Source organism: Ruegeria sp. AG6, from assembly GCF_056541565.1.
This window is the reverse complement of sequence record NZ_JBQFYQ010000008.1, coordinates 126606-143224: the sequence shown is the minus strand read 5'-3', so window position 1 is coordinate 143224 and position 16619 is coordinate 126606. Positions and strand designations below refer to the sequence as shown.

The 16619-nt window shown below is 57.2% G+C and carries 18 protein-coding genes; 14 read left to right on the top strand and 4 right to left on the bottom strand.

Annotation, left to right across the window (positions count from 1 at the left end; all coding sequences use genetic code 11):
* The first annotated feature begins 86 nt into the window (after window positions 1-86).
* Complete coding sequence (locus ACR0I0_RS15980; protein WP_480492181.1) at window positions 87-257, top strand: hypothetical protein; 171 nt, start codon at window positions 87-89, stop codon at window positions 255-257.
* On the opposite strand, the gene ACR0I0_RS15975 is transcribed toward ACR0I0_RS15980, so the two are convergent.
* Window positions 233-829, bottom strand: a complete 597-nt coding sequence (locus tag ACR0I0_RS15975; protein WP_209832242.1) for a LysE family translocator — start codon at window positions 827-829, stop codon at window positions 233-235. The genes ACR0I0_RS15980 and ACR0I0_RS15975 overlap by 25 nt on opposite strands.
* Before the next feature lie 73 nt (window positions 830-902).
* On the opposite strand from ACR0I0_RS15975, the gene ACR0I0_RS15970 reads away from it, so the two are divergent.
* Together ACR0I0_RS15970 and ACR0I0_RS15965 are read left to right on the top strand one after the other, a co-directional pair.
* Entirely contained in the window at window positions 903-1355 is a 453-nt protein-coding gene (locus ACR0I0_RS15970; protein ID WP_480492180.1) for an Lrp/AsnC family transcriptional regulator, read from the top strand.
* 119 nt (window positions 1356-1474) lie between these two features.
* Window positions 1475-2053, top strand: a complete 579-nt coding sequence (locus tag ACR0I0_RS15965) for a PA14 domain-containing protein (protein ID WP_171722721.1) — start codon at window positions 1475-1477, stop codon at window positions 2051-2053.
* A 42-nt stretch (window positions 2054-2095) separates the two neighbouring features.
* Here the strand turns inward: ACR0I0_RS15965 and ACR0I0_RS15960 are convergent, their stop codons facing one another.
* Window positions 2096-3058, bottom strand: coding sequence for an L-malyl-CoA/beta-methylmalyl-CoA lyase (locus ACR0I0_RS15960; protein WP_171722722.1), 963 nt, complete (start codon window positions 3056-3058; stop codon window positions 2096-2098).
* Window positions 3059-3353: 295 nt separating this feature from the next.
* Here ACR0I0_RS15960 and dgcN point away from each other — a divergent pair, with 295 nt between their 5' ends.
* The 3 genes from dgcN to ACR0I0_RS15945 all read left to right on the top strand — a co-directional run bounded on the left by dgcN (window position 3354) and on the right by ACR0I0_RS15945 (window position 6267).
* On the top strand, window positions 3354-4355 hold the full coding sequence (gene dgcN / locus ACR0I0_RS15955) for an N-acetyltransferase DgcN (protein ID WP_210092758.1): 1002 nt from the start codon (window positions 3354-3356) through the stop codon (window positions 4353-4355).
* Window positions 4356-4430: 75 nt separating this feature from the next.
* Window positions 4431-5396, top strand: coding sequence for an N-acetyl-D-Glu racemase DgcA (gene dgcA / locus ACR0I0_RS15950; protein WP_480492177.1), 966 nt, complete (start codon window positions 4431-4433; stop codon window positions 5394-5396).
* A 10-nt stretch (window positions 5397-5406) separates the two neighbouring features.
* Window positions 5407-6267 carry a D-amino-acid transaminase gene (locus ACR0I0_RS15945; RefSeq protein WP_480492175.1) on the top strand — a complete coding sequence of 287 codons (861 nt, stop codon included), beginning with the start codon at window positions 5407-5409 and terminating at the stop codon, window positions 6265-6267.
* 223 nt (window positions 6268-6490) lie between these two features.
* Here the strand turns inward: ACR0I0_RS15945 and ACR0I0_RS15940 are convergent, their stop codons facing one another.
* The gene (locus tag ACR0I0_RS15940) at window positions 6491-7393 is read right to left on the bottom strand and encodes a LysR substrate-binding domain-containing protein (RefSeq protein ID WP_210092756.1); all 903 of its coding nucleotides are present in this window, start codon (window positions 7391-7393) and stop codon (window positions 6491-6493) included.
* A gap of 172 nt (window positions 7394-7565) precedes the next feature.
* On the opposite strand from ACR0I0_RS15940, the gene ugpB reads away from it, so the two are divergent.
* The 7 genes from ugpB to rpsD all read left to right on the top strand — a co-directional run bounded on the left by ugpB (window position 7566) and on the right by rpsD (window position 14476).
* The gene (gene ugpB / locus ACR0I0_RS15935) at window positions 7566-8876 is read left to right on the top strand and encodes a sn-glycerol-3-phosphate ABC transporter substrate-binding protein UgpB (protein ID WP_480492174.1); all 1311 of its coding nucleotides are present in this window, start codon (window positions 7566-7568) and stop codon (window positions 8874-8876) included.
* 61 nt (window positions 8877-8937) lie between these two features.
* The gene (gene ugpA / locus ACR0I0_RS15930; protein ID WP_152459032.1) at window positions 8938-9819 is read left to right on the top strand and encodes a sn-glycerol-3-phosphate ABC transporter permease UgpA; all 882 of its coding nucleotides are present in this window, start codon (window positions 8938-8940) and stop codon (window positions 9817-9819) included.
* A 20-nt stretch (window positions 9820-9839) separates the two neighbouring features.
* Window positions 9840-10676 carry a sn-glycerol-3-phosphate ABC transporter permease UgpE gene (gene ugpE, locus ACR0I0_RS15925; protein ID WP_152459916.1) on the top strand — a complete coding sequence of 279 codons (837 nt, stop codon included), beginning with the start codon at window positions 9840-9842 and terminating at the stop codon, window positions 10674-10676.
* A gap of 3 nt (window positions 10677-10679) precedes the next feature.
* Window positions 10680-11735 (top strand): sn-glycerol-3-phosphate import ATP-binding protein UgpC, encoded by a 1056-nt coding sequence (locus ACR0I0_RS15920; protein ID WP_171722727.1) that lies wholly within the window; start codon window positions 10680-10682, stop codon window positions 11733-11735.
* Complete coding sequence (locus ACR0I0_RS15915; RefSeq protein ID WP_480485614.1) at window positions 11735-12670, top strand: glycerophosphodiester phosphodiesterase family protein; 936 nt, start codon at window positions 11735-11737, stop codon at window positions 12668-12670. Before ACR0I0_RS15920 ends, ACR0I0_RS15915 begins: the two co-directional genes overlap by 1 nt.
* Window positions 12671-13294: 624 nt before the next feature.
* Complete coding sequence (locus ACR0I0_RS15910; RefSeq protein WP_171634541.1) at window positions 13295-13615, top strand: hypothetical protein; 321 nt, start codon at window positions 13295-13297, stop codon at window positions 13613-13615.
* A gap of 240 nt (window positions 13616-13855) precedes the next feature.
* Complete coding sequence (gene rpsD, locus ACR0I0_RS15905; protein ID WP_152459028.1) at window positions 13856-14476, top strand: 30S ribosomal protein S4; 621 nt, start codon at window positions 13856-13858, stop codon at window positions 14474-14476.
* Between the two features lie 130 nt (window positions 14477-14606).
* Here the strand turns inward: rpsD and ACR0I0_RS15900 are convergent, their stop codons facing one another.
* Window positions 14607-15068, bottom strand: coding sequence for an Lrp/AsnC family transcriptional regulator (locus ACR0I0_RS15900; protein ID WP_171634539.1), 462 nt, complete (start codon window positions 15066-15068; stop codon window positions 14607-14609).
* A 102-nt stretch (window positions 15069-15170) separates the two neighbouring features.
* Here ACR0I0_RS15900 and ACR0I0_RS15895 point away from each other — a divergent pair, with 102 nt between their 5' ends.
* Entirely contained in the window at window positions 15171-16586 is a 1416-nt protein-coding gene (locus ACR0I0_RS15895) for an aminotransferase class V-fold PLP-dependent enzyme (protein WP_480492173.1), read from the top strand.
* Window positions 16587-16619 lie beyond the last annotated feature (33 nt).

Below are 16619 nucleotides of genomic sequence, written 5' to 3'. Positions count from 1 at the left end.
AAGTTCCCTGCTATATGGCCTGACGGTGCTCCGGATGCAACTCGGCAAGATCCGAGTGGTGAAGATGTTCGATTTCAGATGGGTGAATGGAAAACCGGATACTGATGGCCACCGCCAAGAAAGACCCCGCGCTGCGCGCTCTGGCCTGCACCCACGACAAACTTACGCGGCGTCTGACCCTGTACCCACCCGACACCGCGCCCGAGGATGTGCTGGCCGAAACCTGTCTGGGTCAACTGGGCCAGAGAACGGGATAGAGCGAGGCCACAAGCAGCACCGCCATTGTCCAGTTGAACGCAACCAGCCTGCGCGGGTTCGTCAGCACCCGCGACATCTGCTGCCCGAGAAAGGTCCATGTGCTCACCGATGGCAGGTTGACCGCCCCGAAAACCAACGCCACAAGCGCAATCGCATGCAGGGTCTGATTGGGCGTGTAAGCGGTTGTGGCGGTCAGGGCCATGGCCCAGGCTTTGGGGTTCACCCACTGAAAGGCGGCGGCTTGCAAAAACGTCATGGGTGTCCCCGCTGCCAAATCGCCTGCGGCTGGCGCGGCATGCGCGATCTTCCATGCCAGATAAAGCAGATAGATCACCGATACGACCTTCAGCACTGAATAGCTGACCGGGTACTGGTCAAAGACCTGAACCAGCCCTGCACCGACCAGCAGCACCATGAGCGTGAAGCCAAGGCCAATGCCCAGCATATGCGGGATCGAACGCCGAAAGCCGAAATTCGCACCCGATGCCATCAGCATCAGATTGTTCGGCCCGGGCGTAATGGATGTCACGAAGGCAAAAGCGATGAGCGCCAGAAGGATGTCGTAAGTCATGCTGCGAAGTATCGTCTGACCGGCAGCAAATGAAATTGCTTTTTCGTGCGCATTTCCGCTATTTCTGCAACTTATGATGAAGAATGATCGGATAAATCGCCAGATATTGCACGAACTGACCCGTGATGGGCGCATCAGCAATCTGGAGTTGGCCGAACGGGTCGGGCTGTCTCCGTCCGCCTGCCTGCGTCGCGTTCAAGAGCTTGAGAAGGCCGGCGTAATCACAGGCTATCGTGCGGTTCTGAAACCGGCCGCGATGGGTGTCGGCTTTGTCGCCTATATCGGGGTCGGTCTTGGTGAACACACGAAAGCGGCGCAAGAGGGGTTCGAGTGGGCCCTGCAACAAGCCCCCGAAGTGGTCGAATGCCACAACATAACCGGTACAATCGAATACCTGCTGCGTGTCGAATGCGCCGATCTGCCGTCCTACAAGACCTTCCATACCGAGGTGCTGGGAACGCTGCCTCATGTCACGTCGATCACATCCTATGTGGTCATGGGGTCACCCAAGGATCTGCGTGCTTAACCACTGGAAATGTGAAGCCACACTCTCTTGCAGCGCAAATTTTCAGGGCCTAGTGTCATTGTAATGACGTTGCCAGGGGAAACGCCCAGCCAAAACGGTACGCAAACAGGGAGATTACGATGAAACTCGTTCGAACAGTGGCGACCGCAGTTGCCATCTCGGTCATTGCCGGGGCTGCTTTGTCTGCCCCGTTGAAACTGCAACCTGCCAATCCACAGCCATCTCCGAAGGCGGGGTTGAATGTCAAATACTCTGGTACAGGCAATCAACACAAGAAGATCCGGGATCTGAGTCAGGCAAAAAGCATGCTGTCTAAGGCGAAGCCCGGAAAGCCGTTGCGCGGGTTGGACTACAGGGACACCAGCAAGGGTGAGGATGTCTTGACCTTCGACCAAGCCTACAACGTTGCCGCCGAGGTCACAGGCTATATGCGCTTTGACTCACCTGGCGTTTACGAGCTGGAAACCTGGTCGAATGACGGGATAGAGGCTTGGGTTGGCGGTCAGCAGATTGGCCGGGTAAATGGCATTCAGGGCTGTGAAGCCAATCAACGCACCGAAGTGGAAGTGCCCAAGGCGGGCTGGTATCCATTGAAGATCGTCTATTTCCAGAAACTGGGAACCTCTTGCCTGATGATGAAGTCAGGAAAGAAGGGGGAACGCTTCACATGGACGCCCAATGACGTTTTTGGCCGTTGAAGAATTTGAAAGGGGCGCTCGATGGAGCGCCCTTTTTATGGCTTAGCAGCCCGCCGCAATCAGTTCGGCCTGCGCCACGATGACTTCGGCCTGCTTGATTGAGGCGATGTCGACAAGGCGGCCTTTATAGACGGTTGCACCCTCACCGTTGGCTTTGGCCTGTTCCATTGCGGCCAGGATTTCGCGCGCCTCGGAAACGGCCTCATCCGACGGGGTAAAGACCTGATTGGCCAGTGCAATCTGCTTGGGGTGGATCGCCCATTTGCCGACCATGCCCAGCGTGGCCGAGCGTTTCGCCTGAGCGATGTATCCCTCATCATCGCTGAAATCCCCGAATGGCCCATCCACTGGCAGCACCCCATGGGTGCGGCAGGCGGCAACGATGGCGGCTTGGGCCCAGTGCCACGGATCGGACCAGTGTTTTTCACCCTCGCGCAGCATGTAATAGTTTTCCTGTGTGCCGCCGATGCCCGTGGTCTGCATTCCCATCGAGGCCGCAAAATCTGCGGCTCCAAGGCTCATGGCCTGCAAGCGGGGAGAGGAGGCTGCGATCTCTTCCACATGCGCGATACCGGCTGCGGATTCGATAATGACCTCGAAGCTGATCGGTTTGGTCCGGCCCCTGGCGCGTTCAATGGCGGTGACAAGGGCATCCACGGCATAGACATCCGATGCGCAGCCGACTTTGGGAATCATGATCTGGTCCAGACGGTCGCCTGCCTGCTCCAACACGTCGACAACGTCACGATACCAATAGGGGGTATCCAATCCGTTGATGCGAACGGACATGTATTTGTTGCCCCAATCAACAGTGTTCAGGGCTTCGATGACATTGGCGCGGGCTATGTCCTTGTCCGAAGGAGCAACCGAATCCTCAAGGTCAAGGTTGATCACATCCGCAGCAGAAGCTGCCATTTTCGGGAACAGTTTGGTATTCGATCCCGGACCAAACAGTTGGCAGCGATTGGGTCGTGCAGGCGCGGCGGGTTGGATGCGAAAGCTCATCTGGACCTCGTGTGGGTAATGAAATTGCGATATTCTCGCCCAATGAGGTATTAAATTGCGCAACCTGGCGCAAGGGAGATTGTGCATCTGCGGCAATGCGGGTGCAGAATGCTGCGTGTCAGCAGCTGGGAAGTGGTGATTAAAGTTTAATCATTTTAAAAACTTCGAAGAATTTTGCGTCTTTTGTGCCCGTGGCGCAAGAATGTCGCGTACCTGCCGTGTTTGGCGGACCAAAACGCGAAACGCTCGTTTAAACGCTTCTCTAGCTTAGGCCGGAATCAAAGGAGTGACCGCAATGATCGAGACACCGTACCTGCTGTTTTTGGGCGATGCGCCCGACCAATTGGCGGCCAAAGTGGCTGTGGGCATCAAGGATTGGCGCCCGGAAAACGCCGTCGGCCAATATCGTATGGACGGCTGCAAGGCTGATCTGGGTCTGAAGGATATGACCCTGACCGAGGCCAAAGCGGCCGGCGCTAAAACGCTGGTTATCGGTGTCGCCAACCGTGGCGGTGTGATCAGCAACGCCTGGAAAGAAGTTTTGATTGAAGCGCTGGAAATGGGCTTTGATCTGGCTTCGGGCTTGCACAACCTGCTGCGCGATGAAGGTGATCTTGTTGCCGCGGCACAAACGCATGGTTGCACCTTGCATGACGTGCGTGTGCCGACTGTCGGATACCCGATCGCAAATGGCCGAAAGCGCACTGGCAAGCGTTGCCTCGCAGTCGGAACCGATTGCTCGGCCGGCAAGATGTACACGGCGATGTCGATGGATGCCGAGATGCGCAAGCGCGGCATGAAATCCACATTCCGTGCCACAGGCCAGACAGGCATCCTGATCACCGGGCAAGGTGTTCCGCTGGACGCGGTCATTGCAGACTTCATGGCTGGCTCGGTCGAATATCTGACACCGGACAATGACGAGGATCACTGGGACCACATTGAAGGGCAGGGGTCGCTGTTCCATGTCTCTTATTCGGGTGTGACCATGGCGCTGATCCATGGCGGGCAGCCCGACGCACTGATCCTGTGCCACGAACCGACCCGGACCCATATGCGTGGTCTGCCCGAGTATTCCCTGCCGACACTGGCGCAATTGCGTGACACGGCCCTGCCGCTGGCGCGGATTGCAAATCCGGCCTGTCAGGTTGCGGGTGTGTCGGTCAACACGCAGAACCTGAGCGAAGACGACGCCAAGGCTTATCTGGCCAAGGTCGAGGAAGAGCTGGGTCTGCCCGCAACCGACCCGTTCCGCTTCGGTGCCGGTAAGCTGGTGGACGCGCTGGCCGCAATGTGATCTGAACAATGCGCCGGTGGCGGGGGTGTTTCGCCTCCGGCGTGAGTATTCCGGAAAAGATGAAGGAGCGGGTGCGTGCAGATAGAGGTCTCTCGCGATGTGTTTCAGTTGGCGCAGGTGTTTACCATCTCGCGCGGGTCACGGACCGAAGCAAAGGTGCTGACGGTGCAGGTGTCGGACGGAACGCATCAGGGCTGGGGCGAATGCGTCCCTTATGCGCGTTATGACGAAACGCTCGAGTCGGTCGAGGCCGAGATCGCCGGTCTGCCTGCTGAGTTTAGCCGTCGGTCGCTGATGGACCTGCTGCCTGCCGGTGCCGCCCGGAACGCCGTGGATTGTGCTTTGTGGGATCTGGAAAGCAAGCGCGCAGGAAAACGCGCCTGGGATTTGGCGGGCCTGCCGGTGCCCGGACCCGAGATCACGGCCTATACTCTGTCGTTGGATACTCCGGAGGCAATGCAGTCTCAGGCGGCCGAGAACGCGCACCGCCCGCTTCTGAAGATCAAGCTGGGCACGCCAGATGACATGCCCCGGCTCGAGGCCGTGCGCGCAGGTGCTCCGAACGCCAAGATCATCGTGGATGCGAACGAAGGCTGGTCGGCCGAGGTTTACGCCGACCTCGCCCCGCATCTTGTGCGTTTGGGCGTGGCACTGGTCGAGCAGCCATTGCCGGCCGGTGACGACGACGCTTTGATCGGAATGGACCGCCCGGTGCCCGTCTGCGCCGACGAGTCCTGCCATGATCGCGCCAGCCTGCCCGGGCTTAAGGGGAAATACGATGTCATCAACATCAAACTCGACAAGACCGGTGGCCTGACCGAGGCGCTTGAACTGCGCAAAGCCGCAATCGCGGAAGGGTATGACATCATGGTCGGCTGCATGGTTGGCAGTTCGCTTGCCATGGCACCCGCGACACTGTTGGCGCAGGGTGCGGTGGTGACGGACCTTGACGGCCCGCTTCTGTTGGCCGAAGACCGCGACACCCCGCTGATTTTTGACGACGCCGGAGTTCACCCGCCCGAAGCGGCGCTCTGGGGCTGAGGAGACAAACATGACCCGAACCGTTTATGTAAATGGCGAATACCTGCCCGAGACCGAGGCCAAGGTATCCATCTTTGACCGTGGCTTCCTGTTTGCAGACGCGGTTTACGAAGTGACCAGTGTGCTGGATGGCAAGCTGATCGATTTTGAGGGTCACGCGGTGCGCCTGAAGCGGTCTCTGGACGAGCTGGAGATGGCCGAGCCCTGCACCAAGGAAGAGCTGCTGGAAATCCACCGCAAGCTGGTTGATCTGAATGGCATCGAAGAGGGCCTGGTTTACCTTCAGGTTTCGCGCGGCAGTGACGGCGACCGGGATTTTGTCTTCCCTTCGGCCGATACCAAGCCAAGCCTCGTTCTGTTCACCCAGAACAAGCCCGGGCTGGCTGACAGCCCGGCGGCACGGAAAGGTGCCAAGATCATCTCTATCGAGGACATCCGTTGGGGCCGCCGCGACATCAAAACCGTGCAACTGCTTTACCCTTCGATGGGCAAGATGATGGCCAAGAAAGCGGGGTGCGACGATGCATGGCTGGTCGAGGACGGCTTTGTAACCGAGGGCACCAGCAACAACGCCTATTTCATCAAGAACGGCAAGATCGTGACTCGCCCGCTGTCCAACGACATCCTGCACGGGATCACTCGCAAGGCCGTGCTGCGCATGGCAGCCGAAGCACAGATGGAAGTTGAAGAGCGGCTGTTTACCATCGACGAAGCCAAAGAGGCTGATGAGGCCTTCACGACCTCGGCCAGTGCTTTCGTGATGCCGGTGGTTGAAATTGACGGAGTCACGCTGGGTGATGGTACACCCGGTCCGATTGCCAAACGCCTTCGTGAAATTTACCTGGATGAAAGCCGAAAGGCCGCGATCTGAAGAAATACCACGTTGGACGGCGTTGCGGTAAATTGCTGCGGCGCCGTGTCGACATCAGTCGGGTCCAAGGGGCCGTGAATTTCGCTGTAAATCCCGCCAAGCATGAGCAGTTCACATACGGCTTTCGGCCGAAAGGCAGGTCACTTACAAGGTTGAGCCGGAACACTGGTATTATCGTCGGACCAGTTCCTGCTGTGTCACAGGAATATGGTTGAAGGCGGGGTTACCCGACCTTGAAAGGGCTCAGGCTTTCCTGAAACTGTTCGATGAATTCCAGTGTTACCAATGACGGTTGCTTCAAAATTGGACGCACCAACGAGAGGGTATGCGTCAAGGACGGCTTGAACGGCCGATAACTCAATCCCCACGACGTGTATTGGACAGCATCCAGTTCGCTAACGACCGAGACACCAACACCTTCCAGCGCCAATTCACATGCTGCCGTGAACTGCCTGACCTCGATATGCGAGTTCAATTCGACATTGGCATGTTGAAACACTTTTGAAAGCCGCCCGAAAAAGTCGCTGTCGCGTCGGGTGTGGATGATTTTGCTGTGTGCAAGATCCGCCGGAGTAATTTCGGACAGGCCTTCCAACTCGTGCCCAGTGGGGAACACGCACACCGTGCGAACGTCGATGTTCCTGCTTTCTACGGCCGGATGACCGTGAAAGCTGTCAGTGATTCCGAAATCATACTGCTCGCCGATCATCCATTCCAGAATGCGTTCAGGTCTGTCAGGTTCGATCGTCAGGGTGACACCGGGCCGATCCTTCAGGAAACCGGCGACGACTTTGGGCAAATGGCTGGTGGCAAATCCCGGCAGGCACGCGACACGGATGTGCCCTGCTTTGCGTTGCGTGATATCCTGGCTGACATCCGAAATCTGTCTCATCAATTCGAGAACGCGCTCGACACTTGGCAAGAGATAGCGAACCTCCTGCGTTGGCACCAATCGGCCTTCCCGGCGGTCAAAAAGCTGAAACCCAAGCGATTTTTCAAGATCGGACAGCAATCTGCTGACAGCTGGCTGGGTCACGCCCAGATCAGCCGCTGCGGCCGTGACAGACCCGTTGGTGGTCACGGCCATCAGGGCCTCCAACTGCCGAACTCTCAGAATTTGACTCATTGCTGATCCCGATCTGCTGCGCCATTTCATAACACTATGTTATTTTTTCACCAAGTAGATAGGCCTTGAATTATATTTTTGTAACGTTAACGTCGTGAAATCGTCATGTGGGCCGTTTACGCGTTGCGGTCGGTATTCAACGAAGCATCAACCCTGATGCATGGGAGGAATCATGAAAAAGAATCTGCTTGGCGCTCTTGCCATCACCACGGCCTTGTCCCCCTTGGCGGCAATGGCGCAAACCGAAGTCCAGTTCTGGCATGCCTTCACCGGTCGCCTTGGGGAACTTGTCAAAGGACAGGTTGAAGAATTCAACGCCAGTCAGGATGAGTTCGTCGTGGTCGAAAGCCACAAGGGCAACTACTCGGAAACCCTGAATGCCGGGATTGCTGCATTCCGGGCCGGTGAACAACCACATATTCTGATGGTGTTCGAAGTCGGCACAGCGACAATGATGTCAGCCAAAGGGGCGATCAAGCCGGTCTATGAAGTGATGGCCGAAAGCGGCGCGTCTTTTGATCCCGACGCGTATATTGGCGCCGTCAAAGGCTACTACACAACCACTGACGGAGAGATGCTGTCGCTTCCCTTCAACTCCTCGACGCCGGTCCTGTGGGTTAACCGCGATGCCATGCAAGCAGCAGGCGTTGATCCGGACACGGATCTGTCCACTTGGGAAAAAGTCGGCGAAGTGCTCGAGCAGCTGAAGGCAGGTGGCGCGGATTGCCCGCTGGTGACAGCATGGCAAAGCTGGATTCACCTTGAAAACCTTTCAGCCTATCACGATGTTCCCTTTGCCTCACGTGACAACGGATTTGCCGGTCTGGATACCGAGCTGATGCTGAACGGTCCGGTGCAGGTCGCACATCTGACCGCGATGGGTGACTGGGCCAAGGACGGCAAGTTCATCTATACCGGCCGCAGAAACGAAGGTGGTGCGAACTTCCGGTCAGGCGAGTGCGCATTGTTCACCGAAAGTTCGGCCGGATACGCCGGCATCAAGGCAGAGGCCGAGTTCGATTTCGACGTGCGTCCGCTGCCCTATTGGGAATCCGTAACCAGTGAGCCGCAAAACACCATCATCGGTGGCGCGTCTCTTTGGGTAATGGAGGGTCATGAGCCGGAAGAGTACAAGGGCGTCGGAGAGTTCCTGAGCTTCCTGTCATCACCTGATGTACAAGCGGCCTGGCACCAGAACACCGGTTACCTTCCAATCACCACAGAAGCGGGTGAGGTTACGCGTGCCGCTGGTTTTTATAACGAAAACCCGGGCACCGACGTCGCAGTGATTCAGATGACCACGAAAGAGCCGACCGCAAATTCGAAAGGCTTGCGCTTGGGATCGTTCGACCAGATCCGGGGCATCATCGACGAAGAGCTTGAGGCGATCTGGTCCGGTGAGAAGACCGCTCAGGAAGCGATGGACAGCGCGAAGGAGCGCGGCGATGCGTTGCTGCGCCGGTTCGAATCCGCCAATCAATAAGTCGTAACGTCATGCGGGCCCTTTCGGGGCCCGCATTTTCTTTCTTCGGTGGGTTTTCAGGATGGAAAAACGCGTCACCTTTCGCGGCTGGCTGTTGCCATTGGCGTTGATCGCCCCTCAGGTCATCATTTCCGCTGTTTTCTTTTTCTATCCCGCCGGTCAGGCCATCTGGCAGTCGCTGTTCATACCTGACCCGTTCGGGCTGTCGTCCCAGTTCGTGGGGCTCGGCAACTTTGAATTCCTGCTGAGTGACAAGTTTTATCGCGCCTCCTTCGTGACGACGGCGGTGTTTTCCACGCTGGTCACGTTGTGCTCGATGATCCCTGCCTTGTTTCTTGCGGTCATTGCGGACCGATTGATCAAAGGGTCCGGGGTCTATCGGACGTTGCTGATCTGGCCTTACGCTGTTGCCCCTGCGGTTGCGGGCGTTCTGTGGCTGTTCATGTTCAACACGCGCGTCGGCGTCGTGTCATGGTATCTTGGCCAGCTTGGATATGACTGGAACCACGTTCTGAACGGCACCGAAGCCATGGGGCTGGTGGTCGTTGCCTCTGCCTGGGGGCGCATAAGCTATAACTTCCTGTTCTTTTTCGCTGCCCTGCAATCCGTTCCAAGATCCGTGATCGAGGCGGCGGCGATTGACGGCGCGCATTTCTGGCGCCGATTCTTCACGATCGTGCTGCCGCTGCTGTCGCCGACGGCGTTCTTCTTGCTGGTGGTGAACGTCGTTTATGCCTTCTTCGAGACCTTTGGCGTGATCCACACGATCACCGGCGGCGGGCCGCAACAGTCGACGACAATCCTTGTCTACAAGGTATTCTCGGACGGGTTTGTGGGGCAGGACCTCGGCTCGTCTTCGGCGCAATCGGTCATCTTGCTGATCGTCGTCGGCCTGTTGACGGTCATCCAGTTCAAATACGTGGAAAAGAGGGTGCATTACTAATGGCGGCCCAACAGCACGGAATGGTCGAAAAACGCGGCGCGGGCATCTGGTTGTCCCATGCCCTCATGATCCTCGGTGTCCTGATCATATTTTTCCCGATATGGCTTGCCTTCGTGGCTTCGACCGTGACCCAGGCCGAGATCGTCTCGCCACCGATGCCTGTCGTGCCCGGCGATCAGTTCTGGGTGAACTACAAGGCGGCGCTGTTTTCGGGGGTAAATGTGCCCGTTGCCACGATGCTGTTCAACAGTCTGGTGATGGCAATCGGAATTGCAGTCGGCAAAATCATCATCTCACTGCTGTCCGCTTTCGCGATTGTCTATTTCCGCTTTCCCGGACGAACGACGTTCTTCTGGCTGATCTTCCTGACCCTGATGCTGCCGGTCGAAGTCCGCATCGTTCCGACGTTCGAAGTTGTCGCCGGGTTCGGCATGCTCAACAGCTATTACGGGCTGATCTTTCCCCTGATTGCCTCGGCCACGGCAACCTTCCTGTTCCGTCAGTTCTTTCTGACCATCCCCGATGAGCTTGCCGAGGCAGCCCGGGTCGACGGCGCGCGACCGATGCGGTTTTTCATCGATATCGTCGTCCCCATGAGCCGGACCAACATCGCCGCACTGTTCGTGATCCTGTTCATCTATGGGTGGAACCAATATCTTTGGCCGCTGCTGATCACGACCGATCCCGAAATGAATACCATCGTGATGGGTATCAAGCAGATGTTCCCGTCCGGTGACGACTTTGCGCATTGGCCGACGATCATGGCGACGTCCATTCTGGCGATGATCCCACCGGTCATCGTGGTGGTGTCGATGCAAAAGCTCTTTGTCCGTGGCCTTGTCGATAGCGAGAAGTAAGAAATGGCAACAGTTACCCTAGAGAATGTCAAAAAGAGCTTTGGCCCGACGGATGTGATCCACGGCGTTGATGTCGATATCGCCGATGGAGAGTTCATCGTGATCGTCGGCCCGTCAGGCTGCGGCAAGTCCACATTGTTGCGGATGGTGGCGGGGCTGGAAACGGTCACGTCCGGGGAAATCCGGATCGGCGGTGAACGCGCCAATGACAAAGAGCCCATGGATCGCGACATCGCCATGGTGTTCCAGAACTACGCGCTCTATCCACATATGTCCGTGCGTCAGAACATGGGGTATGGCCTGAAGATCGCGGGGCTGCCCAAGGCTCAGATCGATCAAAAGGTGACCCAGGCGGCTAAGCTGTTGCAGCTTGAACCTTTGCTGGATCGCAAGCCCAGGCAATTGTCCGGCGGTCAGCGCCAGAGGGTCGCGATGGGCCGGGCCATTGTCCGCGAGCCCGCTGTTTTCCTGTTTGACGAGCCGCTCTCGAACCTGGATGCCAAGCTTCGTGTTCAGATGCGTCTGGAAATACGCGAACTTCAGGAAAAACTTGGGATCACGTCACTTTACGTCACGCATGACCAGGTCGAAGCAATGACGATGGCGGACAGGATGATCGTGATGAACGGCGGCATCGCCGAACAGATCGGCACGCCGCTCGAGGTCTATGAAACTCCACAAACGCTGTTTGCCGCGCAATTCATCGGCAGCCCGGCAATGAACATATTCGAAGCACGGCGCCAAAACGGGGCGGTCAAGATCGGAGAAATCGAAGTCGGCCCCTCTGGGGGTCCGGACTGCGCCGTGAAGCTTGGCATAAGACCGGAGCACCTGTTGTCGGATGACAACGGCCCGCTTGAAGCCGCGATTCAGATGGCTGAACCGCTTGGGGCCAACACGTTGCTGCACGGTCACCTGTCGGGCTCTGAAAGCGCGATCACGGCAAGCCTTCCCGGTGTCCACCCGATCGAAGGACGCCATCCGATTATGCGGTTCTCGGTGGCACCTGAGAACATGCATTTGTTTGACCACGCGACAGGCAAAAGGCTGGAAGGCTGATGGAGTCTCAACAGGTTGAGGCCTTTCGCGGCGGGGAGAACCTGATCCGGGTCGTGGGGCATCGAGGGGCACGGGGCGTGTTGCCTGAAAACAGCATGATCGGCTTCGACTTTTCACTTTCCATCGGCGTCCCGCTTCTTGAATTTGACGTTGTCCTGACAGCCGATGATGTGCCGGTCATTACGCACAATCATCGTCTGCATTCGGCCAGTTTCCGTGATTGCAATGGCCTGTTTCTGACCGGGGAAGAGCCAAAAGTTTCCTCGCTGACTTACGAACAGATCCGACAATTCGATATTGGGCGTCTGGACGGCCATTCCGCCTATGGCCAACGCTTCCCGGATCAGGCGCAAATAGACGATGTTCGTGTTCCAAGGCTGTTGGATCTGCTCGATTTGGTCAATGACCCGAATTACAGTGATGCCCATTTGATGCTCGAGCTGAAGTCGGACCCCGACGTGGCCCATGATGCGCTTTACCGGGAAAACTTTGTCCGCAGAGTACTTCGGGATGTTCGCGGCAAGGGTTTATCTTCGCGCGCGGTGCTTCACAGTTTTGATTGGAACCTGTTGGCGGAGTGTCAGAGGCAAGCTCCGGAAATACCTTCATCCTACCTAACGCAACTTCCGGATAATGCCGACGATGTTGGCGAGGATTCCTCAAAATCCGTTTGCCCGGACTTTCGTGGCCGTCGCGACGAAATTCCAAACTTGGTAAAGCAGGCTGGCGGTTCGCTTTGGTGCCCGTACTTTGCGGATGTAACACCCGAAAACGTCAAGCGCGCAAAAGAGCTGGGCCTGTGCGTCGTCGTGTGGACAGTCAATGAACACGAAGATATCGGCAGGATGATCGATCTGGGAGTGGACGCAATCGTATCCGACTATCCCGGGCGGGTTCAAAGACAACTGTCGGAGTCAGGCTTCCGTTGGCAGTAGCGTACCGGTGATCCCGGCACCCCGAGGGTGACGTGGATGAATTTCTTGCGCCGATTGAAAATTGCCTCAAACAAAGGCCCTTCAGCCCGTTATCGCTCAGGATCAGTATGTTTTTTCAACATGATTTGATGAGAGCCTTTGCTCAGGACACCGTTCTTGGGCCCGCGGCTGACGGAAATCCGGAACGCTGCCCCCATTTCTCTGAGCGTCACGCTTGCGGTTGTCGGGATAGTGTTCCGTACCTTTGGGCGATGAAGAAAAATTGATACCTGCACATCAGTTCGTTCAATGCCATCAGGTTTTTTTGGTATTGGTTTCGCCCATCGCTGGTCACAACCGTCATCAACGGGCCGGCGCCCCTGACGAACAGCGCCAAAAATTGAGTCACATTAACAACAATCTTGGGTTTGCTACAGTTCTGTCTCTTTTCCGCCGGAATTTGTGCTGATAAGGAAAAAATTGAGTGTTGGGGTGTTGGTAAGTGCGAGTGGGCAGATGAGAGCCGGAACAAACGGTCAAATAGCTATTACTTGGTGTCAGACGGAAATTGATGGGCTAGAAGACGCGCCCCTTTCCTGTATGACGGTCGGAGCAGCATGGTCATGGCGTGGACAAGCAATCGTCATGAGTGAGACTGCCGAGCAAAGCATCGGAAAAATCGGAAATGTCGGGGGCGTTTCCAGCCCGGTGACCAGCCACTTTCCTATTGTCCGTGAGATTTCGGGCGATGTGACCGGAACCCTTACCCTTACCAACGGTGCGCAGAAGTTCTCTGCCAAGCTTGTTGCCGATGGCAACGATACGTCGCGGGCTCTTGTGTTCGAAGGCGCTTGCCCGCCACGGGACGAAGAGTTCTGGATTGTCGATGTGACCGAGCTTGCGATGATCCCAAACCCCGCCGCGAAAAGTGGCGCGACGGTAGTTTCTTTTCCGGCCTCAAACTAGGATTTCTAGGCGCCGCCTGGCGGTTTGGGTGCGGAGTCCGGTCCGCTGGTTGTCTGCCCTGATCGTTTTTCTGAACTTTGCGGGATGTTGTGTTGACTCCGCCAGCATTGCGGATATAAGCGCGGCTTCATTGGTGTTGGTGGCCCCCGCAAGGGGATGCCTGTCATGGGGGAGACCTCAAGAGGACAACGCCCTTCATAGTGGCCCGTCAGGGCTTCGACCTAACGAAGGAGATCAGCCGTGACCAAACGCACGTCTGCCAAGTACAAAATCGACCGCCGGATGGGCGAAAACATCTGGGGTCGTCCGAAATCCCCGGTCAACCGTCGCGAATACGGCCCCGGCCAGCATGGCCAGCGCCGCAAGGGCAAACTGTCTGACTTCGGTCTGCAACTGCGCGCCAAGCAGAAGCTGAAAGGCTACTACGGCGACCTGACTGAGAAGCAGTTCCGCCGCATCTACGCTGAAGCCGAGCGTGTAAAGGGCGACACTGGTGAGAACCTGATCGGCCTGCTGGAACGCCGCCTGGACGCTGTGGTCTACCGCGCCAAGTTTGTCGCAACTGTTTTTGCCGCGCGCCAGTTCGTGAACCACGGCCACGTCAAAGTGAACGGCAAGCGTGTCAACATCCCGTCCTACCGCGTCAAAGAAGGTGACGTGATCGAGGTGCGTGACAAATCCAAACAACTGGCTGTTGTCCTGGAAGCCGTCGCACTGGCCGAGCGTGACGTTCCTGACTACATCGACGCCGATCACTCGAAAATGACCGCGACGTTCGTGCGCGCGCCGGGCCTCAGCGATGTGCCTTACCCGGTCGTCATGGAACCGAACCTGGTCGTCGAATTCTACGCGAAGAACTGATCTTCGCCGAAATCGAATTCCGAAAGGCCGCGCTTTTGCGCGGTCTTTTTTTTGGTTTGCCCATGGCGCAGCCGTCATCGCGACATTGCCTGCGACTCCTTAGGGTGTTTTTGGGCAAATGTAGTGCGTGTCAGATCGGCAGGGGCCTGCCTTCGGCGATCGCTTCCATCGCGAAATACGAGGTCACGCTGTCCAGCTCGACCTTTTCGATCAATCGTTGATAGACCTTGTCATATGACGACATGTCCTGCGTTACGACTTTCAGCTGATAGTCGTAATCCCCTCCGATCCGATGAAAATCCACGACTTCCGGGATTGTCAGAACATGGCTCCGAAACGCCTGAAGCCACTGGGCAGAGTGGTGTCGGGTGCGGAGCATGACGAAGACCACAAGGCTCAACCCCAGTTCTTCTCGTGCGATGCGGGCCGTGGATCCGATCAGCACACCGTTTTCGTTCAGGGCCTTCAAGCGCCGCCAGCAGGCATTCTGGGACAGGCCAACCCGATCCGCCAATTCCCGCTGTGACAGGGTGGCGTCCTTTTGCAGCTCTTTCAGTATGCGTGTATCAATTTGATCTATTTTTGATGCCATAACTGATCATATGACACAAAAATTCAAAAATCCACGCAAAGATATGTGAAGTTTCCTCGGGCCAGAAATATCACATTGGTATGGCAGTAAGGAGCCAATGCCATGACCCTGTCCAAATTCCGTGCGGAACTCTGTTCCACCGCTCACAATTCAAATCTGCGCGATGGGCTGATCGGCGAGAACGTTCTGATCCCGGGTCTGCTTGGAGACGTGCCGCTTGTCTATGCGGATTACGTCGCTTCGGGCCGCGCGTTGCGGCAGGTCGAGGATTTTGTGGCGCAGGACGTTTTGCCGTTTTACGCAAACAGTCACACCGAGGCCTCCTACTGTGGGTCCTACATGACACGTCTGCGCCGCGAAGCGCGGGCGGAAATAGCCCGCATTGTTGGTGCTCGGGAAGAGGACGCGGTGATCTTTACCGGGTCCGGCGCCACTGCGGGGCTCAATCGGTTGGTCAGCCTGCTAGGGGTGGCAGAGGCTGACCAGCCGATTGTCTTGATCGGACCGTATGAACATCACTCAAACATTCTGCCGTGGCGCGAAAGCAAGGCATGTGTCATCGAAATCCCCGAGGCCGAGGGCGGTGGCGTGGACCTGCATGCGCTGAAAGCCGCGCTGGAGGCCCATGTGGATGCCGATTTGGTGGTCGGATCGTTTTCTGCCGCGTCCAACGTAACGGGCATTGTCACCGATCCTGATCCGGTCACGCGGATGCTCAAGGCGTATGGTGCCTTGGCCGTTTGGGACTATGCCGGTGGTGGGCCTTATCTGCCGATGGACATGGGGTCCGAAGGGGCCCGCAAGGATGCGATCGTGGTTTCGCCGCACAAGTTTCCCGGTGGCCCGGGCGCGTCAGGCGTTTTGGTTGTGAACCAATCGGCCGTTAAACGGACCTGCCCCAGCTGGCCCGGCGGTGGAACCGTAAGTTTCGTTTCACCGTGGCGGCATGACTACAGCACCGATCTGTCCACCCGGGAAGAGGCCGGGACGCCCAACGTGATCGGAGACATTCGTGCGGCGTTGGCCTTTATCGTCAAGGATGTCGTCGGAACGGACGAAATCGCCCGGCGTGAGGCGCAGTACAATCAAATGGCGCTGGACGGCTGGAAGAACAACCCGAACCTGACCCTGCTTGGGGTCGAAAAAGCGCACCGTCTGCCGATCTTTTCCTTCCTGGTGCGCGACAATGCGGGCCAGCCCGTGCACCAGCAGCTGTTTACGCGGATGCTCAGCGATATCTACGGCATTCAGGCGCGGGGCGGCTGTGCCTGTGCCGGACCCTACGCCCACCGCTTGCTGGGGATCGATCAGGCAACGTCAGAGGCGCTGCACGCTGCCTTGTCCGCTGGGGAAGAAATGAAAAAACCCGGCTGGGTGCGCCTGAATTTCTCATATCTGATGAGCGAAGAGACGGTTCAGTTCATCATCGACAGCGTCAATGACCTGTCGCACCGGACCGAAGAATTCACGCCTTACTACAACGCTGACCCGGCAACAGCGCGCTTCAAGGCCGCATGAGGGAATTGCCGCTTTTCTCAACCCTTTGAGACA